Source organism: Bacillus sp. MD-5 (genome assembly GCF_002201875.1).
Classification (GTDB): domain Bacteria; phylum Bacillota; class Bacilli; order Bacillales; family Bacillaceae; genus Bacillus; species Bacillus stercoris.
The window spans coordinates 3,711,560-3,730,946 of the sequence record NZ_CP021911.1 but is presented as its reverse complement, the minus strand read 5'-3'; the positions used below and the strand labels follow the sequence as shown (position 1 = coordinate 3,730,946).

19 protein-coding genes and 1 other annotated feature are annotated in these 19,387 nt (G+C 44.4%); of the genes, 8 read left to right on the top strand and 11 right to left on the bottom strand.

The genetic code is table 11. The features are described from left to right. Positions 1-33 precede the first annotated feature (33 nt). From dltD to CDO84_RS18855, 5 genes are read right to left on the bottom strand one after another with little or no spacing between them, the layout of a single operon-like run. The gene (gene dltD / locus CDO84_RS18875; protein WP_040081404.1) at positions 34-1,212 is read right to left on the bottom strand and encodes a D-alanyl-lipoteichoic acid biosynthesis protein DltD; all 1,179 of its coding nucleotides are present in this window, start codon (positions 1,210-1,212) and stop codon (positions 34-36) included. After that, the gene (dltC, locus tag CDO84_RS18870) at positions 1,212-1,448 is read right to left on the bottom strand and encodes a D-alanine--poly(phosphoribitol) ligase subunit 2 (RefSeq protein WP_003227325.1); all 237 of its coding nucleotides are present in this window, start codon (positions 1,446-1,448) and stop codon (positions 1,212-1,214) included. The genes dltD and dltC overlap by 1 nt, the downstream gene beginning before the upstream one ends. A gap of 16 nt (positions 1,449-1,464) precedes the next feature. Further along, positions 1,465-2,652, bottom strand: a complete 1,188-nt coding sequence (gene dltB / locus CDO84_RS18865; protein WP_040081407.1) for a D-alanyl-lipoteichoic acid biosynthesis protein DltB — start codon at positions 2,650-2,652, stop codon at positions 1,465-1,467. Continuing rightward, on the bottom strand, positions 2,649-4,160 hold the full coding sequence (gene dltA, locus CDO84_RS18860; protein WP_040081408.1) for a D-alanine--poly(phosphoribitol) ligase subunit DltA: 1,512 nt from the start codon (positions 4,158-4,160) through the stop codon (positions 2,649-2,651). The genes dltB and dltA overlap by 4 nt, the downstream gene beginning before the upstream one ends. A gap of 17 nt (positions 4,161-4,177) precedes the next feature. Further along, complete coding sequence (locus tag CDO84_RS18855; RefSeq protein ID WP_003227330.1) at positions 4,178-4,327, bottom strand: teichoic acid D-Ala incorporation-associated protein DltX; 150 nt, start codon at positions 4,325-4,327, stop codon at positions 4,178-4,180. A 149-nt stretch (positions 4,328-4,476) separates the two neighbouring features. Between CDO84_RS18855 and CDO84_RS21515 the strand changes: the two genes are divergently transcribed. The 6 genes from CDO84_RS21515 to CDO84_RS18830 all read left to right on the top strand — a co-directional run bounded on the left by CDO84_RS21515 (position 4,477) and on the right by CDO84_RS18830 (position 9,109). Then, complete coding sequence (locus CDO84_RS21515; protein ID WP_052438131.1) at positions 4,477-4,611, top strand: hypothetical protein; 135 nt, start codon at positions 4,477-4,479, stop codon at positions 4,609-4,611. A gap of 160 nt (positions 4,612-4,771) precedes the next feature. Beyond that, positions 4,772-5,707 carry a 1,4-dihydroxy-2-naphthoate polyprenyltransferase gene (locus CDO84_RS18850; RefSeq protein WP_017697250.1) on the top strand — a complete coding sequence of 312 codons (936 nt, stop codon included), beginning with the start codon at positions 4,772-4,774 and terminating at the stop codon, positions 5,705-5,707. A 140-nt stretch (positions 5,708-5,847) separates the two neighbouring features. Next, positions 5,848-6,480 carry a GTP pyrophosphokinase YwaC gene (gene ywaC, locus CDO84_RS18845; RefSeq protein WP_014665885.1) on the top strand — a complete coding sequence of 211 codons (633 nt, stop codon included), beginning with the start codon at positions 5,848-5,850 and terminating at the stop codon, positions 6,478-6,480. A 138-nt stretch (positions 6,481-6,618) separates the two neighbouring features. Beyond that, complete coding sequence (locus CDO84_RS18840) at positions 6,619-7,812, top strand: MFS transporter (protein ID WP_040081411.1); 1,194 nt, start codon at positions 6,619-6,621, stop codon at positions 7,810-7,812. A gap of 6 nt (positions 7,813-7,818) precedes the next feature. Next, a complete protein-coding gene (locus CDO84_RS18835) occupies positions 7,819-8,202 on the top strand; it encodes a carboxymuconolactone decarboxylase family protein (RefSeq protein WP_069150568.1) in 384 nt (127 codons plus the stop codon). A gap of 67 nt (positions 8,203-8,269) precedes the next feature. After that, positions 8,270-9,109 carry a helix-turn-helix transcriptional regulator gene (locus CDO84_RS18830; protein ID WP_040081414.1) on the top strand — a complete coding sequence of 280 codons (840 nt, stop codon included), beginning with the start codon at positions 8,270-8,272 and terminating at the stop codon, positions 9,107-9,109. Between the two features lie 46 nt (positions 9,110-9,155). Here the strand turns inward: CDO84_RS18830 and ywaD are convergent, their stop codons facing one another. The 3 genes from ywaD to ywaE form a co-directional block, all read right to left on the bottom strand. Beyond that, positions 9,156-10,523 carry an aminopeptidase YwaD gene (gene ywaD, locus CDO84_RS18825; RefSeq protein WP_040081416.1) on the bottom strand — a complete coding sequence of 456 codons (1,368 nt, stop codon included), beginning with the start codon at positions 10,521-10,523 and terminating at the stop codon, positions 9,156-9,158. 155 nt (positions 10,524-10,678) lie between these two features. Next, complete coding sequence (tyrS, locus tag CDO84_RS18820) at positions 10,679-11,920, bottom strand: tyrosine--tRNA ligase (RefSeq protein ID WP_082032964.1); 1,242 nt, start codon at positions 11,918-11,920, stop codon at positions 10,679-10,681. 40 nt (positions 11,921-11,960) lie between these two features. Next, positions 11,961-12,175: a binding site (T-box leader), on the bottom strand. Next, on the bottom strand, positions 12,170-12,685 hold the full coding sequence (ywaE, locus tag CDO84_RS18815) for a tyrZ transcriptional regulator YwaE (RefSeq protein WP_040081420.1): 516 nt from the start codon (positions 12,683-12,685) through the stop codon (positions 12,170-12,172). (Overlaps the previous feature by 6 nt.) A 150-nt stretch (positions 12,686-12,835) precedes the next feature. Here ywaE and CDO84_RS18810 point away from each other — a divergent pair, with 150 nt between their 5' ends. Beyond that, entirely contained in the window at positions 12,836-13,549 is a 714-nt protein-coding gene (locus CDO84_RS18810; RefSeq protein WP_040081422.1) for a YwaF family protein, read from the top strand. Between the two features lie 109 nt (positions 13,550-13,658). Continuing rightward, a complete protein-coding gene (locus tag CDO84_RS18805; protein ID WP_040081424.1) occupies positions 13,659-14,519 on the top strand; it encodes a glycosyltransferase family 8 protein in 861 nt (286 codons plus the stop codon). A 52-nt stretch (positions 14,520-14,571) separates the two neighbouring features. On the opposite strand, the gene sacY is transcribed toward CDO84_RS18805, so the two are convergent. The 3 genes from sacY to epr form a co-directional block, all read right to left on the bottom strand. Beyond that, entirely contained in the window at positions 14,572-15,414 is an 843-nt protein-coding gene (gene sacY, locus CDO84_RS18800) for a transcription antiterminator SacY (protein ID WP_040081426.1), read from the bottom strand. Between the two features lie 53 nt (positions 15,415-15,467). Further along, entirely contained in the window at positions 15,468-16,847 is a 1,380-nt protein-coding gene (sacX, locus tag CDO84_RS18795) for a SacY negative regulator SacX (RefSeq protein WP_014665875.1), read from the bottom strand. A 430-nt stretch (positions 16,848-17,277) separates the two neighbouring features. Continuing rightward, a complete protein-coding gene (gene epr, locus CDO84_RS18785) occupies positions 17,278-19,215 on the bottom strand; it encodes a minor protease Epr (protein ID WP_040081428.1) in 1,938 nt (645 codons plus the stop codon). Positions 19,216-19,387 lie beyond the last annotated feature (172 nt).

Here is a 19,387-nt window from a genome sequence, read left to right as displayed (position 1 = left end):
GCAGGAAATATACAGCCGCGTCCTATGAGATGCTCAGGATGAAGTGACTTTACCGGTTTTATAAAATTCGTCAATTGCTTTATCGACATACACCCAGCCTTTCCAGCCAATGTGGATGGTGTCTTTCATGAAATACGGGTCATATTCATGCCCTGAGAAATCAGCAACCTGGAAGCCCTTGGCTCTGATTTGTTTATTTACCTTTTTGTAATAGTCAGTGCGTCCTTTTTTCGGGAAGCCTGTGTAATCGTACCATTTCCCGTTAACAGGAATGGTGACAAACATAGGTTCAGCCCCCGCAGCCTTCAGAATATCAAGCATCATTTCAAAATCGCCGTACTCTGGGGACACTGCGTACGATTTGCCTTTGTTTTTCCCCTTCAGCTTAGGCACTTTCGGCTTCAGCTTTTTATAGACAGGGTTGTCGATATGAAAATCATTAGACCCAGAGTGGCGTTTGCCTGATTGATCCGCCAGTTTATTCAATTCAGACCATGACTTATCCTTCACTGATTGTGAGATATAACGTTTTGGCCCGGATGAGTCCGTTGTTGAATAATACAGATCTTTCTTTTCCAGCATGCTGTAATACACTTTCGCCGCCGGCTTTAGCGCATTCACTTTCCACGTCTGGCCGTTTACGATTGCTTTGCACAGCTCGGAAAGAATCGCATCGTTTTGCACAGCCTTAAAGCGCAGCATGCGTTTCATCATTTTCTTTTTTATTTCAGGATCGATCTGATCATTAAACGCCAAATCAAGCCCTTGCAGCGCAGAATAGTTCGGCGCGAAATGCTGTTCATCAGACCCGCGTTTAATAAACCATTGCGGAGACACGATGAATACGATTTTTTTGCCCTTCAGCTGATCCATATGGGCAGCGAAGTTTAAAGAGTGAATCAATGATTGAGACCCGCCTTTGCCGACAAGGTATGGCGTGAATCCCTCATTGTTTACCTGAAAATAATTAGATGGATGGAACTCGTCCAGCCGTGAAAGCTCAGAAGATCCGTAAATCGGAAGATATGTCGGATCTTTGAGCATCTGATCTTGTAAATATAGCCCTTGAAACATGCTCGGATTCAAGGCTGTTGCTGACTCTTTCACACGCTTATCGGTGATGAAGCCTGTCAGCCATGAAGATGGAATTGCGATGGCGCCTGCGAATAGAATAAACGCCAAAATAATTGGACCGAAAAAACGCTTTTTCATTATTTCAACTCAGACAGCTGATTTACAATGTTGTTAGGGGTATTCCAAACGTCCCGGTCAAATTCAGTGATCGGCACTAAAATATCAAAACGGTTTTCAATCGCAAGCAGCAATTCTACTGTTCCAAAAGAATCAAGCAAACCTTCTTCAAAAATTTCAATATCAGGATTTTCCTTTACGATGTCATCCTGGCAAACCTCTGCTAAAACGTCTAATACCTCTTGTTTAAAATCCATAGCTTTCTAATCTCCTTTAATGGTGGTGATGAAATGGTTTTCCTGAGAAAATATAAAATCCGAAGCAAACGAAATGGAACGTGATCACAATAGCAAGAATGGTTGTCCAGCGGTTGGACGGCAGCCATTTATATTTCTTATTCCACTTCTCGAAAAAGTTGTAACATGTCATCAGCACGGCGTGATAAAGGCCGTAGATGATATATTGCGGCGCAAGCCCGTGCCAAACCCCCATCAGCATAAACAGCAGGAAATACCCGATGTTTGAGACAGCCATGCGGTTTTTGATCCACTTTTTCTTTGTCATCCAAAATACGAATCTCATAAACACATAATCTCTGAACCAAAATGACAGAGACATATGCCAGCGATTCCAGAAATCTTTAATATTTTTACTGATAAACGGTTTATTAAAGTTTTCTGGAGATTTAATGCCCATAATGTAGCTGACCCCGACGGCAAACATCGTGTAGCCGGCGAAATCAAAGAATAAATACATGCTGTAGCCGTACATGTACAGCAGGTTCCCAAGAATCTTATTGTGCGTGATTGCGTGAAGATTCATGATGAAGTACGTATTGATCGCGTAGCCGATAATAAATTTATACAGGAAACCGATGAAGATTTTATGGATCCCCGTATACAGCAGGTCGGCGTATTCTTCTTTCGTCCAAGCCTTTTGTTCATCCTTGACGAACCGGCGGTATCTGTCGATCGGACCGGAGGAGATCGTCGGGAAAAACAGGATGAAATACAGCAGGCGGTGCAATGGCAGCTGTTCTTTCAGCAGTCCGTCTCTTGCTTCCATAATCAGCTGAACGCCTTTAAAGGTTAAATAAGAGATCCCTAAAAAGCTGATCAGGTTATGCGGCGGATGATGCGGCTGCGGGTGTGAAAGAAACGGCCATATTTTTGACAGAAATAAAGGCAGAATCGACGCGATAACAGCCCCGCAAAACACAAAGCCGCTGTTCGCTTTCTGCCGGTATGCCAGATAGCCGCTGACCAAGAACACCTGCCATATTGTAAACAGGCACAGTGCAATGACCCCATGTAAGTCGTGCGAAAAAATTAAAGCCAATATAATGATAGATATGAACATGTTGTATGCTTGAAATCTTTTTCCGTTTAAGCCGAGGATGATCGTCGGCAGGAGAAGAATGCCAAGCAGTATAAAGAATAAAAACGAGCTGTAAGGCGTCATACAAGAACCTCTTCGCCAATGCGTTTTCGGTCAATTTTGCCGTTAGCCGTCATTTGAATGTGATCCTGATAGATAAATTTTCTCGGGATCATATATGCCGGAAGAGAAGCGGCAAGCTCTTTTTTAATAGCGCTTGTCAGCTGGAATTCCTTCTGGAAATCATGCTCCTCAGGCACAATAGCAGCGATCAGGTACTCAACTGTTCCGTTTGGCTGATAAGGAATCACGACAGCAGAGCGAACGTACTGTGACTGTCTGACATGAAACTCGATTTCCTCCAGTTCCATTCGGTAGCCGTGAAGTTTAATCTGAAAATCCAAACGCCCTTGGCAGAAAATCTGTCCATCTTGAATAAAGCCGGCATCGCCAGTCCGGTATGCCCACTGGCCTTCATGAGAGAAAAACGCTTTTTCCGTCAGTTCCGGCTCACCAAGGTAGCCTCGGCTTACGCTCGGCCCTGCAATGACGATTTCCCCTTTTTCTCCATCAGGAAGCGGCTGTCCCTGTTCATCCATAATGAAAATGTTCATATCTGGTTTGGCGAAGCCCACTGGAAGCGAATCGCTGCGGCTGATCACGTCATCTGTAATTTCAACCGATGTGACAGCCACTGTCGCTTCAGTCGGGCCGTACGTATTAAAAACCTTTGCTTTCGGAAAACGCTCAAGCAGCGCTTTTGCCACAGAAACCGGAAGAACCTCTCCGCAAAACATAAATGTGTCCGCACCAGGCAGCAGTTCCTGTGAAAAACCCGGGTCCATCAAGCACATTTGCACAAAGGAAGGTGTTGATGTCCACACATTCAGCCCGGACTTCTTCAGCTCTTCAAATAAGATTTTCGGCTTATTCACAGCATCCTTTGTCACGCAATGTAAAGTCCCGCCTGATTGCAGGCACGGATATAGGTCCATGACAGATAAATCAAATGAGAATGGCGCTTGGTTTAAAAATACTTTTCCGCCGTTGACTGGGAAGTCTGCACAAATCCAGTCTGTGAAGCTTTGAAGGTTAGAAGCGGAAATCTGCACGCCTTTCGGATTTCCTGTGCTTCCAGAAGTGTAAATGATATAAAACGTTTCGTGTTCTTTGACCCATTGATCTTCGGTGATAGAGCCGCCTTCGTTTTCCAGCAGTTCTTCCGCTGAAACGGCTTGAATCTGCTGGCTGACTGCATCAATTGGAAGTCCGGCTGCATGGATCAGCAACTCTGCTCCAGAGCTTTCGATAATTTTAGCAATCCGTTCAGCCGGAATGGACAGATCAACCGGAATATAAGGATGTCCCGCTTTGACGCTTCCCAAGAAGGAAACGATCATGTGCGGCTCCATATGGCCGTAAACAAGGATAGGAGATTTCTTTTCCCCAGAAATGCGTTTTTGGATCGCGGCAGCCGCGCGGTCAGACTGCTCCCATAACTCCTGATACGTGAGCGACTGGCCTTGAGAGCGGAAGGCATCGGTTTGCGGATAAGTTTCCGCATGTGTTTGAATAGCATGTAAAAGTTTCATAGTTATTCTCTCTCCAATTAGAAATCGTTATAAATATATGAACCGGTATTCGCGGTGTGAAAACCATACATAAAAAACAAAACAAGCAGTATCATCAAATAAAAGCCTGTATGACATGTCCACTTGACAGCGGGTTTTTCATACAGCTGTTTCATTAATTGCAGCATATCAAAAATTCCCTTCCCGTTTTTTCGACAATCACATGATTATTTGACGATCAGATGCTCAAAAAGTTTCATTTTTTCCCTAAACTCCCTCAAATTAATATATCGGCGTCTGTTTTTAAAAATGAATCTTTATACCTGCAGGGGCAAGAATGGAATGTTTCGAGCTGATTCATAATAAAGGAAAAGATACATGGAGTCAAAAGATCTTTTTAACTTTTAAAAAGCGTAATGTACTTAAAAAAATTTTTCTGTACCTGTTCGATCAAGTGGAAGCAGAAACCTAATGAAATCGGGGCGGAAGCGTATAATAAGAAAGAAAACGCCTTCTTGCGGTATCTTGTGAAATAAGGGAGAAGTCATTATGATAGATAAGGAAGCAAAAGGAGTTTTTTATTAAGCTGCCGGCTGAAAAAAGTAAGCCTTTTAATAGAAAGGAAGAGGAAGATGAACCAAACAAATAAGGGTGAGGGTCAGACAGCGCCGCAAAAAGAAAGCATGGGGCAGATCCTTTGGCAGTTAACCCGTCCTCATACGTTAACCGCATCGTTTGTGCCTGTGCTGCTCGGAACCGTTTTGGCGATGTTTTATGTAAAGGTTGATCTGCTGCTGTTTTTGGCTATGCTGTTTTCCTGCCTATGGATCCAGATCGCGACGAACTTATTTAATGAATACTATGATTTTAAACGCGGGTTAGATACAGCAGAATCAGTCGGAATCGGAGGGGCAATTGTACGCCACGGAATGAAGCCTAAAACGATTTTGCAATTAGCCCTCGCATCATACGGGATTGCCATTTTGCTCGGTGTCTATATTTGCGCGAGCAGCAGCTGGTGGCTCGCTTTGATCGGCCTTGTCGGCATGGCAATCGGCTACCTGTATACAGGCGGGCCGCTGCCGATCGCGTACACGCCGTTCGGTGAATTATTCTCAGGCATTTGCATGGGTTCGGTGTTTGTGCTGATTTCGTTTTTTATTCAGACAGATAAAATCAATATGCAAAGCATTTTGATCTCGATCCCGATTGCGATTCTTGTCGGCGCGATTAACCTGTCAAACAACATTCGCGATATTGAAGAGGACAAAAAAGGCGGGCGCAAAACATTGGCGATTTTGATGGGGCATAAGGGAGCTGTTACTCTGTTAGCTGCGTCGTTTGCCGTCGCTTATATTTGGGTTGTCGGCTTGGTTATTACCGGTGCCGCAAGCCCGTGGCTGTTTGTCGTCTTTTTGAGCGTGCCTAAGCCGGTTCAGGCAGTGAAGGGTTTCGTCCAGAAAGAAATGCCGATGAATATGATTGTCGCAATGAAATCAACAGCCCAAACAAATACATTTTTCGGATTCCTGCTCTCAATCGGTTTATTGATCAGCTATTTCCGATAAAAAAAAGACCGCTCGTTTCGTGCGGTCTTTTTTTGTTACAATCGACCGCATTTTGTAAAAAAATTCATAGAACCTTGCAGCTGACAGGGACGTCTAGTACATGGACAGCGGATAAAGTTCCGTTAAAGGAGATGACGAAAATGGATTTATCTGTAACACATATGGACGATTTAAAAACAGTAATGGAAGATTGGAAAAATGAATTATTAGTTTATAAATTTGCGCTAGATGCACTCGATACAAAGTTCTCAATTATCAGCCAGGAATATAACCTCATTCACGGACACAACCCGATTGAACATACCAAATCCCGTGTCAAAAGCTTTGAAAGCATCGTGAATAAGTTAATGAGAAAGGGATGCGAAATTACGACGAGGGAAATGAAGGAGCATATTCACGACATTGCCGGCGTGCGCATCATCTGTTCCTTTATTTCTGACATTTATAATGTCGTAAATGTGTTGAAGCAGCATGAAGATTTGAGAATCGTAAAGGTAAAGGATTATATCCAGACACCCAAACCGAATGGCTACCGAAGCCTGCATTTAATCATTGAGATGCCTGTGAATTTAACGAATCGTGTGGAATACGTCAAAGCAGAAATTCAAATCCGGACGATCGCGATGGATTTCTGGGCGAGCCTTGAACATAAAATTTACTATAAATTAAACAATGATGTTCCAAAGCAATTAACAGATGAGCTGAAGGAAGCCGCGGAAATCGCCCATTACCTAGATGAGAAAATGCTGGGTATTAAGAAAGAAGTGGATTGATAAACAAAATGTTTTACAAAAGCGAAGCCTGACAGGGTTTCGCTTTTTTGCTTTGCTAGTACTTTTTATACCAGTATAAACTCACTTCTGTTGCCATGATTGAACCTGCTTTATCATGCATGAAGAAAGGAGGTAAACATGAGCCATTCCATTTCATTATCGAGAGGTTTGATTTTTCTTATAGCGGTGACTTGCGGGTTTACTGTAGCTAATGTCTATATCAATCAAACATTGCTTGTCAGCATGGCAGGCACGTTTCATGTGACGCCGGCACAAGCGGGAATGATTGCTACATTGGCGCAGATTGGCTATGCGGCTGGGAACCTGCTGCTTGTTCCATTGGGAGATCTTTTTGAACGCCGCCGCTTCATTGTGAGCCTGCTATTTTTAGTGGGGGTTTGTTCGGCCGCTTCAGCGTTAGCTGTAAGCTTTCCATGGCTAGTCATCACAAATTTATTATTGGGATTCTTCACGATTATTCCTCAAATCCTTGTGCCGTTTGCGGCAGGTTTAGCAAACGACAGGAACAGAGGAAAAGTACTCGGAAACGTAGCCATCGGCTTGGTTTGCGGAATTTTAGGGGCGAGAGTAGTCAGCGGGGCGATAGATGCCCATTATGGCTGGCGCGTGATGTATTGGATTGCCTGTGCGGCAGCCGTCATCATTATGTTGATCATTTACTTCTGCTTTCCGAAAAGCAAAGGGACACATGCATTTCATTACGGAAAGCTCATTTCTTCATTATTTCCCCTTTTGATTAAGGAGAAAGTGTTAAGAAAAGCATGTGTAAACCAAGGCTTCATGTTCGGCGCCTTCAGTTTATTTTGGACGGCGTTAGTGTTTATGGTGAGTGAACCTCCATTCTCGTTTGGCAGCCAGACTGCCGGAACAATCGGTTTGGTGGGAATTGGCGGGGCTTTTGCAACGCCGCTGATCGGCCGGATTATTGATCAAAAAGGAGCTGCTTTTTCCAACAAGCTTTGTATGTCGTTTACCTTATTGTCATTTGTTTTATTAATGGCAGGCCAGACTTCATTGATTGTGATTGTATTGGGCGCTTTATTCATCACCATGGGCATTCAGGCGAATCAGGTGGCGTGTCAGGCGGAGATTTTCCAATTGTCGGCTGAAATGAGAAGCAGATTGAATGGCATCTTTATGGTCAGCACGTTTTTAGGCGGCGCCTTCGGATCGTATGCAGGGGGTGCAGTCTGGATGCTGTTTCATTGGAACGGCGTTTGTATTATGGGGATGATCATGGTCGGTATTGCCTTCAGTTCAAGGATTACCATAAATCGTACTACTAAAAAAGCGATATTGGAAGGGAGATAGAAGCTGGTGCAAACAAGTGAACGTTATAAAAAAGGGTTAGATATTCTGAAACAAATTGATGAGGAGAACTATGAAGCGATCGTGGACAATTTTAAACATTCCATCGCTCCGGACCTTGGTGTGCTTGCCGTGGAGTTTAACTACGGTCAGATTTTTTCAAGACCAGGTCTTGATCTGAAATCCAGATTATTAGCAACCGTTGCTGGATTGACTGCATTGGGCAATACCCAGCAGCTAAAATTCTATATTAACGGAGCCCTGAATGTCGGATGGACACAAGAAGAACTCATAGAAGTGATGATGCAGATGATTATTTATTCAGGTTTCCCGAATGCGCTGAATACCATTCTTCCTGTGGCCGCGGAAGTATTTGCAGAACGAAACAAATAATATAAAAACCTTCTCCTTTTTATGTAGAATACTAATAGGAAATTCTATGCAGAAGGAGAGTGTGTATGTGGACAGTATGGCAGAAAAACGGAAAGAGCTAGGGGAGTTTTTAAAACTTAAAAGGGCACAGATTTCTCCGCAAGAGTTTGGATTGCCTATGGGCACCAGAAGGAAAACGACAGGCTTGAGGAGAGAGGAATTAGCCCAGCTGTCCGGTATAGGTGTCACATGGTACACATGGCTTGAGCAGGGAAGGGATATTCGGGTATCTACACAGGTACTGGAAAGCATATCGAGAGTGCTCAAATTGAATTACGAGGAAAAACGCCATGTCTTTCTGTTGGCGGGCCATCATGTTCCTTTAGATGATCAGGATGAAGAAAATAAAAGCCTTCCTCTGGCTGTACGGCACTTTATTGATCATTTAACCAATTGCCCTGTTTATGTGACTGACGAAAAGTGGGACGTTATTGCTTGGAACACAGCAGCTTGTGCTGTGTTCGGCAATTTTGGCCAAATGAGCAGAAAGGAAAGAAATGCCATATGGCGATGTTTCACCTCGAAGGAGTATCGGAATCTGCTTGACGACTGGGAAAGCCACGCCAAAAAACTGATCGCACAGTTTCGATCGACAGCCAGCCGGTTTCTTGGGGAAGCATGGATAAAAGAGCTGATCGATGAGTTAACTGAAAGAAGCCCGGAATTTAAAGAATGGTGGAACCACCATGAAGTATTAGGCACACACGCAGGAGAAAAAGTACTTCATCACCCGGCAGCCGGAACAATGGTGATGGAGCATATGACATTACAAATATATGACTCTCCTGATTTGAAACTGACCATTTATCGGCCGTTAGAAAAAGAAAATACAGTTGATAAACTGAAAGCTTTACTTATAGACGTCTAAACAGCTGATCATTATAAAAAAGACGGCACCCAAGTGCCGTCTTTTTTTATTTGATATCTTCATAAATGTCAGATGCTTTGGCCTTCATTTGTTTCTTATTGGTTTTCGGTTTCTTCTCTTTTTTCACAGCCTCATAGACAGCGGCTGTCACAAGATCGCCTGCTTGCTGGAGGCGGTCCTTGCTGATATGTTCGATCGAGTCTTCGGGGGTATGATACCATGGCTCAACTTCTTCTGTTTCCGGGTCTCCCCAAATAAAGTTGGCGGAATCAATGCCGGCTTCATGGAATGGCACGTGATCAGATGATCCTCCCTGTGTCAGAGACAGGCTGTCAAACCCTATTTTTTCAGCGGCCGTATGGCTGGATTCCCAAACAGCGTTTGATTGGCCGTCCAATGTGTTGACATACAGCTCAGACGCTTTTTCCCAGCTTGTGCCTACCATATCTAAGTTGAAGTTCACTTCGCTTCGTTTCAGCTCTTTTTCGGATAGATGATCTACATAGTGAGAGGAGCCGAGCAAACCGAGCTCTTCAGCGCCGCAAGCGATGAAGCGGATTTCTTTATCAGATGGAACGCTTTTTAAGACACGCGCCATCTCCAGCATAACAGAGGTTCCTGAGCCGTTGTCATTTGCTCCGGGCGAAAAAGGAACACTGTCGTAATGGGCCGTCACGTATACAATGTCTGGATGTTTGATATTCTTTGGTTTTTTGATTCCGATGATGTTCTGGGAGGTTTGGTTTGTGAATGCTTTTAGTTTTAAAGTGGCTTCTTTTTGCTGGGTAAGTGCTTCGCCGTCTTCTTTCTTAATGCCGACGACCGGAATGCCGGCTTTATTTCCCGACAGGTTTGGCGTCATAGGCACGAGGCTTTCTTTGTTGTTATAAATGATGACAGCTTTCGCTCCAGCGGCTTCGGCATTTTTGGCTTTCTCGTAATAAGTCAGGTCTCCTCTGGAAATTAAGGCGATTTTGCCCTTGGCGTCAGCGGTAAAGTCCTTTTGATAGCCCAAGCCTGCATTGTAAAGCGGAGCCGTTAGTCCTTGTTCCTCAGTCGGAGCCGAGCCGGACGCCGCTTGGAGAAGAATATCGCGTCCTTCTGAAGACAGCGTACCCTCAAGGCGGTCAGGAATGTCGAATCGTTGAACCTTTACATCAAGCTTTAATTTTCTCATTGATGAAGCGATCAATAGGGCACTCTTTTTTTCAGCTGCAGTTCCGGCTATTCTGGGGCCGATTGCTTCACTTAGCTGAGAAATGGTAGAGTACGCATGCTTTGCTTTGAATGGAAGCTCGCGCTCGCTATCTGATAGTTGTACAGCGTGCGCGGCAGGGGTAACACTCTGTGCCGGCAAGAGCAGTGTGCCGGCAGTTAAAACAGCCATCGTCATGACAGTCAAAAGCTTTTTCATCAAAAATAAACCTCCCCTAAATATATGGTTGGGGAATATTTCGGGATGCTAAAGGAGTTTCCTGCAAGATGAAGAGCGTTTTTGAAAAGACAGTGCTTTATACCTGCGAAAAAACGCTTATGAATGAAGGATCATAAGCGTTTCGGAATATCAAACTAATGGAGCTTTAAAAACTTGCGTTTGCCGACTTGGATGATCATATTCTCTCTTATCTCTGCTTTGGCGTGAACATCTGTTATTTTCTCTCCGTCGATGCGGACACCGCCGTTTTGAATCATGCGGCGCGCCTCGCTCTTCGAAGAGAGGAGTTCCAGCTTGACGAGCAGATCAATCACCGCTATCGTTTTCTCGCCTTTCCAGTTTACGGCCGGTATATCCTCTGGCAGGCTGTTTTCCTGAAAGACTGTTTTAAACGAGTGTTCGGCAGCTTCTGCGGCTTTCTCGCCGTGATACATTCGGACGATTGTTTTAGCTAAAAGCATTTTAGCATCACGCGGATGAACGGCGCCGGTTTCTAAGTCTTTTACCAGCTGTTTTTTCTCTTCAAGCTCTAAGTCTGTCGCCAAGTGGATGTATTTTTTCATCAGGCTGTCGGGCAGTGACATCGTTTTTCCGTACATGTCGTTTGGATGTTCGTTAATGCCGATGTAGTTGTGTTTCGACTTCGACATTTTCTCGACGCCATCCAAGCCTTCCAAGAGCGGCATCAGGATGACAACTTGTTTTTCTTTGTTGTATCGTTCTTGGAAATGCCGTCCCATGAGGACATTGAAATGCTGGTCTGTTCCGCCAAGTTCAATATCGCTTTCGAGAACGACAGAATCGTATCCCTGCATCAATGGGTAAAAGAATTCATGAAGCGAGATCGGTTTTTGCATGGCGATGCGTTCTTCAAAGTCGTCACGCTCCATCAGGCGGGCTACGGTTATTTTGCCTGCCAATTTAATGACATCCTCCAGATTCAATGTTTTCAGCCATTTCGAGTTGTAGTGAAGCTCGACTTTTTCAGGATCCAGCACTTTTCCGAATTGCTGAAAATATGTTTTGGCGTTGTGTTGAACTTCTTCATCAGTCAGCTGCTTTCTTGCTGCTGATTTTCCGGTCGGATCACCAATTTTTCCTGTGAAATCCCCAATTAACAGCTGGACAATGTGGCCGTTTTCTTGAAATTGGCGAAGCTTATTTAACACAACCGTATGGCCCAAATGTACATCCGGTGCAGACGGATCTAATCCGAGCTTAATTTTAAGCGGCGTGCCTGTCGAAATCGATTTCACGAGCTTTGTCTTTAATTCCTCCGGCGGTATGACTTCGTGGGCGCCTGTCATGTATAGCTGAAGCTGTCTTTCGACTTCTTTTTGCTGTGCTGCTGTGAGCTGTTCAAATGTTTTCATCACTTTTCCTCCTTTTTTAAAACACAAAAAAGAGCCCATCCCGATAAGGGACGTGGCTCAATGCACGCGGTACCACCCTGGTTGAAGACATCGTCTTCCGCTCATTCGAATAACGGTTTCCCGTTCTTTGCTACTTTTAAGGTTCACAAAGAAAGCTCGGGGAGGTAATTCACGTTTGCCTGTGCGCCGGCTCGCACCTTCCGCCGGCTCTCTGGAACAGGGAGACAAACCCTACTGGATTCCCGTCAAAGCTTATGGTGTATGAAGATTGTCAGCTACCTTTCTAAGCAGCCCTGTCAATGTTTTCTGTTCGTCCTTTGTCATTCCCGCTATGAGCTCTGTTTCCCCTTTGTGAAACTCAGGGTAGAGTTCGTCGATCGCTTGTTTGCCGGAATCGGTGATGGAGACAAACACGAGTCGCCGATCTCTTGTGTCGATGCTTTTACGGCAAAAACTCTTTTTTTCGAGCGTTTTGATCACGTTGCTTGCTGTAGCTGTAGATATCCCTGACAGCTCAGCGATTTTTCTTGTTTCGAGCGCTCCCCATACCCATAGATCATAAAGAATGGAGAAAGCGGTCCAAGAAAGGTTATAGGAAGAAAGAACCTCAGTCTCCATTTTGACACGGAGCCTTTGTGCAGACCGATACAGATTCGTAGCGATCGAAATGGCTTCCAGGTTGAGTGACTCGACGGGCATTTGTTTGAGCTTAGAAAGTGTATCGTGTTCTTCCTTCCGAAGCTGCTGATGTTGATGTGAACGTTCCATTTTTTAGGCCTGCCTTAAATTATCAGAATCATTAGCTATGAAACGAATTGTAACAGAGTCTGATGTGAACTTCAAGCCCATATATCGGTTGAATAAAAAAAGCCCAAACAACGCCAAAATAAACAAAAACCCACAAACGGGGGTGCAGTTTTGCAAAAGTATGTTCAATCTGTCTATAAGCATGATCCATTTCATCTGTTTTCGACAGAGCATGTGGTAACGCTAGCGATTATCGCTCTTTTGGCCGTTCTGTTGTTTCTGTTTCAAGATGGGATTAAACGGTCTAAGGCCAGCCGGTTTTTGCGTTTTTTGTTTGTGTTTCTTTTGCTTGGTTCGCAAATCGGCTATCAAATATGGATGATCGCCACAGGCAGGTGGTCAGTACGCACTTCATTGCCTCTCCAGCTTAGTGACCTGTCGGTGTATTTGTCAGCCATTATGCTAGTGACAAAAAGCAGAAAGCTGTTTGTATTTTTGTTTTTTGCCGGCATTGGCAGTTCAATTCAGGCTCTTGTTACTCCCGACCTCGGCATGTATTCTTTTCCGCATATCCGATATATCCTCTTTTTTATTTCGCACGGGTCCGTGTTTTTATCCTGTCTGCTGATGGCGGTGATTGGCACCTACAGAATAGGCCAGCGCTCGTTATGGGTGACTGTCCTGCTTGTTAATGTGTACGGCGTCTGCATTTACCTGATTGATCGCTGGCTAGGGGCGAATTATATGTATTTGACGAAAAAACCGGGAGGATCCTCTCTCTTGGATGTTCTCGGGCCATGGCCATGGTATCTCGTCTCAGCTGAAGCTATCACGATCGCCAGCTTTTTCATTCTTTATTGGCTTTATCGCATCTTCAAAAAATGACACCTTTTTTGTTGTATTACACATTCTGTTTTAAAAAATGTCGGAGAACGTGTTTATTTTTTTGAAAAAGGGTATGTAACTTGTACAACAAAAAGGGAGATGAATACCATTGAGGAAAGATGAAATCATGCATATCGTATCATGCGCAGATGATAATTATGCTCGTCATTTGGGTGGGATGTTCGTTTCTTTATTGACCAATATGGATCAGGAGAGAGAGGTTAAATTATACGTCATTGATGGCGGAATTCAGCCTGATAACAAAAAAAGACTGGAAGAAACTACTTTGAAATTCGGCGTGCCGATTGAGTTTTTAGAGGTGGATACCAACATGTATGAACATGCTGTAGAGAGCAGCCATATTACAAAAGCAGCGTATTACCGCATTTCGATTCCCGACTTAATTAAGGATGAAAGCATCAAACGAATGATTTACATCGATTGCGATGCGCTTGTCCTAGAGGATATTTCAAAGTTATGGGACTTGGACATTGCGCCATACACCGTTGCCGCTGTTGAGGATGCGGGGCAGCATGAACGCCTGAAGGAAATGGACATCACTGATACAGGGAAGTATTTTAACTCAGGTATCATGATTATTGATTGTGAGTCTTGGAGAAAGCAAAACATCACAGAAAAAGTCATCAACTTTATCAATGAACACCCAGACGAAGACTTTCTTGTGCTGCACGACCAAGATGCACTGAATGCGATCTTGTATGATCAGTGGTATGAACTTCATCCGCGCTGGAACGCTCAAACCTATATCATGTTAAAGCTGAAAACCCCACCGACTCTGTTAGGGCGGAAGCAATATAATGAAACGAGAGAAAACCCGGCAATCGTTCACTTCTGCGGCGGAGAAAAGCCTTGGAACTCCAATACAAAACATCCGTATCGCGATGAGTATTTCCATTACATGTCGTATACGAAGTGGAATACGATTGGGAACCCGGCGATCAACCAATAATATAGATATAAAAAACGCTTTTGAGATGATCAAAAGCGTTTTTTTGTTTGCTTCAGCGTGCGACTGACCGTTGGTAGAACCGCTGAATATGCATGGCGATGTAGCACAATTCTTTTTCAGGAAACTCAAAGCCGTATTCCTTTTTCACAAAGGTGCCGATGCTAAGGGCGCACAGGAAAGCATCCTTAAACCTCTCTTTAATGATGTCGATCATTTCTGCGTCCAGCTCATAAATGGATTCGCCCGCTTTGATATGCTGAATGGCAAAGCGGAGATGGGTCACGAGCCGTTCATAGGAGATGGTATCTTCCACGATATTGATAGACAGCTGAATTTCGATAATCTCGATAATATCACGGATCATTGTTGTAATATCTAGCGTTTGAGTCATATCGCCGGCATTGTTTCTTGCTGTGTGGATATGCATGGCAATATTGCCGATTTCATCATCTGGAATGTGAATCCCCAGTTTATCTTTAATCAGTGCTCTGGCCCATAAGCCGATCTGGAACTCCTTCGGATAAAGGACCTTGATTTCATTTAGCAGCGGATTTTTAATGACCATCCCATTGCTCAGGCGTTCAATCGCAAAGGAAAGATGGTCTGAAAAAGCGACATGAATGCGCTCATTGATTTTGATGTTCAGCTCTTTTTCGGCATGAGAGATAATTTGCTCAGAAATCTGAATATGGTCTTCAGGCAATGTTTCTAAAATCTCTTCGAATTGCTTATAGTCAGCTGTATCTTTTCTGATAAAGGTTTTTTCTATTTTTGACGGATCAACAATATCATTCTTCTTTTTGTCGAACCCAATTCCTGCACCCAAGAGAATCTTCTCTTCATTTTGATCCTTTACGACGATAGCATTATGATTTAAGATTCTTTTAATTTTCATAGCTTTTTTGTCCTTTCATCCCCCGTTTTATGAATGAAAACGAATAAATCCAGTTATTCTGTCTCTTCTTTAAACCCGAGAAACAATGTAGCTATAAAAGCAGAGACGGCGGCGATCAAAAAACCGATCATATAATGAACAAAATTCGCGGCGCCAAACGGCAGCACAATTGAAATCATCGGAATGCCTGTCAGCCCGTAGGAATTTGCCACAACTTGTACCGCAACCACGTACGCTCCGCCAATAGCACCGCCGATGGCTGCACCGATAAAGGGACGGATCAGTTTGAGATTCACCCCGAATACAATCGGTTCAACAATGCCTAAAAACGCGGTCAGAGAAGCGGGGAGCGCAATTTTTTTCAGGCTTGATTGTTTCGTTTTGAGGAATACCGCAAGCCCCGCTCCGCCCTGGGCCACATTCGCCATCGACCATATCGGCACTAAAAAGTTGACACCGACATGCGGATTCGCAAGCAGCGTTGCTTCAATCGCATAAAAGCTATGATGCAAGCCAGATAGGACGATAGTAGAGTAGATGCCGCCGAAAAGGGCTCCGGCGGCAATGCCGGCGTGATCATAAATATAGACTATCGATTGTGTCATGATTTGGCCGACGATAGAAGCGGCGGGATTCATCACAATCAGCGCGAGGCACCCTGTTACCATGACCGTAATAAAGGGAATGATCACGACATCAAGTGACTTCGGCACAATCGCTTTTAATAGCTTCTCAATTTTGCTCATGACAAAAACGGAGAGAAGAATCGGTATGATGGAACCCTGATAGCCCATCATCGGGATGTGAAGCCCCCATATATCTAAAGAAGACGGGGTTTTGCTGCCGAGCATAGACGGGTCCAGCAGATCAGGGTGCGTTAAAAGCCCCGCGATCACTGCCCCTAGATATGGGTTGCTGCCAAATTGCCGTGCGGCACTGAAGCCGACTAAAATCGGCAGCAAAATAAAGGCTGTGCTGGACACGAGGTCGAGCATTTTAATCCATGGGCTGCCGGCAGCGAACCAGTGAAACACCTTAATCATGCCAATCAGCCCCATAAGCAGGCCGCTTGCTGTTATTGCCGGAATAATCGGCACAAAAATATCAGACAGTGTTTTCGCAAAAGCTGCGGCAGGGTTCAGCTTCCGGCTGGCTTTTTTCTGGTGAACAGGCTCTTCAGAAGGCGCGGCCTCCCATACTTGAACGACTTCTTTATATATTTTGTTGACGACGCCTGCTCCGAAAATAATCTGGAATAGTCCGTATCGGAAAAAGGTGCCCTGCACACCTTGCAGGTTCTCAATGGCACGTATATCAATTTTCGTCTCGTCCTTTACATCAAAACGAAGACGGGTCGTACAATGGCTGATGCTGATAATGTTGTTTTTTCCTCCTGCTAGCAGCAGTAAGTCTTTTGCAATCTCATTATGCAAGCAATCAAAACCTCCTTTGCTGAAGAAAAGTCGGCTTGTTCATCGTATCAAATGAAAAGTTGACAATCAAAATGAAAAAAGTGAGAAATACCGGTTGAAAATGGCAAAAATGCCCGCGTCGGTGACGGAGCATTAGTATAGGAATTGTTGTCCAAGGCGCCGTTATGAGACCAACACGAAAAGAAGAGTTAAAATGCCCTGCTTTTTTAGGCACTAATACTCCCTTTGCATCATTGGGTCTTGCCTGCCTGCCCAGTCACAATCCCGCCATATGTGGTGATAACTGTAATAACGTTCATTTTATGCTGTTCATGGCTGTATAGCAATAGTATGAAAAGCCTGTGCGATGGATGGGAAAAAGGTTGTGTGCGGTGTTCTAAGAAGATAAAAACCCTTTAAGACCTGGTATGCAAGTCTTAAAGGGTTTTGGTTACTTTTTCGCTTTGACGGCGTTCAGCCGTTTTTGCAGCTTTGTTTTTTCATTGGATGCTTTTAATTGGTTCACTGCAGACTGAGCGGATGTCTTCGATTTCTTTGTTTTGTCTTTCTTCGCTTTCTTTACCCTAGCTTTTGCCGTTTCGACTTTTTTTGCTTCAGCTGCCGCCACTTTTTTCTTCACTTTGTCTAACCGTTTTTGCAATGCTGTTTTGTCCTTGCCTGATTGAAGCTGATTGACAGCTGATTGTGCTTTTGCCGCATTTGCATCAGTTGATGTCTTTTCAGCGAAGGAGACGGATTGCTGCGCTGTTTTCAAATTGGTGCTTTTCACTTTGGCAAGGCGTTTCTGCAGGGACGTTTTTTCTGAACCTGCCGGCAGCTTGCCAACTGCTGATTGTGCGCTGTCCACATCTGTTTTCTTTTTGCTTTTCTCCGCTTTCGCAACTTTGTCTTTCGCCTGCTTTGATGCGATGTAGCGTTTAACTTGGTCTAACCGTTTTTGCAGGTTCTTTTTGTCTGTTCCGTTCGGCAGCTTGTTAATGGCAGGTTGTGCTGTATCAACGGTTTGCTGTGTTTTGTACTTTTCTGCCTTTGCGACTTTGTCTTTCGCATCTTTTACATTTCTGTATGACTGTACTTTATCCAGTCTTTTTTGCAGGGCAGTTTTGGCGTCGGAGTCCGGCAGCTGGCTGACGAGTTCCCGCGCTTTGTCGATATCGGTTTGTGCTTTTGATTGTTCCGCTTTTTTCACCGCTTGCTCTGCTGCCGCGTACGCTGAATCTGTTGCCTGTGTTTTATACTGGATTAAGCCGTAGCCAAATTGCTGATCGCGGCCTGCGGTACCAAGATCAACGATGTTTCTCCGCATTTCCTCGCGAAGCTGGACGTTTGTTTCGGAAGGATCACGCTGTTTTAACAAAGCAAACATGGCAGCGGCGTGCGGTGTCGCTTGGGATGTCCCGCTTCCTGTCGCATAATATTGGTTTACGTAAGTGCTCGTGATGTTTGTTCCCGGCGCTGCAAATTCAACTTCATCTCCAGTTGTTGAGAAGGAGGCAAGCTGATTCTTTTCGTTTGTTGCCGAAACCGCAACGACACTGCTGTACGCCGCCGGATAATTCACTGGTTTTCCGTTTCCGTCATTCCCGCTTGCTGCAACAAGCAGAACGCCTTGTTCATATGCTTTGTCCACGGCGTCATGAAGGATTTTGCTGTCTGACGTCGTGCCAAGGCTCATATTGACGATGTCCATCCTGTTTGCGATCGACCAGTCAATTCCTTGGAGAAGGCTTTGAAGATCCCCCGAGCCGTTCTGATCAAGCGCTTTAACCGCGTATATTTGTGCTTCCGGTGCGATGCCGTCAATTCCGTAGCCATTGTGCTTGGCTCCGATAATCCCTGCGACATGTGTTCCGTGGCCGTTATCATCTTTGTAAGAAGAGGTATAACTGACAGCTGAATACCCGCCGGCAATCGACAGGTCATCGTGGGGGGAGATTCCGCTGTCAATGACGGCAATTTTGACACTTTTTCCTGTCAGTCCTGCCTTCCAGGCCTGTTTTACCTGAATGGGCTCAAGGTTCCATTGCTCGAAGTTGTCAGAGGTGTCAGCGCCGTCTGACAGCACTTTGAAATCCGTGCTGTCTGCTGCGGTAAAGGATACGTTGTTTTCTACATACAAAATGTCAGGATCCTGCTTTAATTCTTTTACTGTCTCCTGATCTGCTGTGACTGCTACTGCGGGAAGATGCTTATACTGCTTTTCAACATCAGCATCGCTGTCCAGGATGGTTTCCTTTCCGGCCTTGTTTTTATAAACCACAATGACCTCTTTCTCGCTGCTGTTTTGCGCATGAGCGAGAGGGCCTATGGCGAGAAAACTGAAAAACAGAGTGACTGATACAACAAGTTTGCAAGACATGTTTTTCATGATTAATCTCCTTTTTCTATGATGTTTGATATATATATCGGAGAAAAAAAGAGAGATTGATAGTAAGAAGGGAAAAAATTTTCATGGGCAGGGTTGTTTAGCAAAATGCAGATTTTTTCCGCAGGAAGAGGAAATTTTCCAAATGAATTTGTAAGCGTTTTCAAAATAAGAT

Coding starts and splice junctions, on each gene's coding strand:
- dltD (WP_040081404.1), bottom strand. CDS start 1,212: ATGAAAAAGCGTTTTTTCGGTCCAATTATTTTGGCGTTTATTCTATTC.
- dltC (WP_003227325.1), bottom strand. CDS start 1,448: ATGGATTTTAAACAAGAGGTATTAGACGTTTTAGCAGAGGTTTGCCAG.
- dltB (WP_040081407.1), bottom strand. CDS start 2,652: ATGACGCCTTACAGCTCGTTTTTATTCTTTATACTGCTTGGCATTCTT.
- dltA (WP_040081408.1), bottom strand. CDS start 4,160: ATGAAACTTTTACATGCTATTCAAACACATGCGGAAACTTATCCGCAA.
- CDO84_RS18855 (WP_003227330.1), bottom strand. CDS start 4,327: ATGCTGCAATTAATGAAACAGCTGTATGAAAAACCCGCTGTCAAGTGG.
- CDO84_RS21515 (WP_052438131.1), top strand. CDS start 4,477: ATGGAATGTTTCGAGCTGATTCATAATAAAGGAAAAGATACATGGAGT.
- CDO84_RS18850 (WP_017697250.1), top strand. CDS start 4,772: ATGAACCAAACAAATAAGGGTGAGGGTCAGACAGCGCCGCAAAAAGAA.
- ywaC (WP_014665885.1), top strand. CDS start 5,848: ATGGATTTATCTGTAACACATATGGACGATTTAAAAACAGTAATGGAA.
- CDO84_RS18840 (WP_040081411.1), top strand. CDS start 6,619: ATGAGCCATTCCATTTCATTATCGAGAGGTTTGATTTTTCTTATAGCG.
- ywaD (WP_040081416.1), bottom strand. CDS start 10,523: ATGAAAAAGCTTTTGACTGTCATGACGATGGCTGTTTTAACTGCCGGC.
- ywaE (WP_040081420.1), bottom strand. CDS start 12,685: ATGGAACGTTCACATCAACATCAGCAGCTTCGGAAGGAAGAACACGAT.
- sacY (WP_040081426.1), bottom strand. CDS start 15,414: ATGAAAATTAAAAGAATCTTAAATCATAATGCTATCGTCGTAAAGGAT.
- epr (WP_040081428.1), bottom strand. CDS start 19,215: ATGAAAAACATGTCTTGCAAACTTGTTGTATCAGTCACTCTGTTTTTC.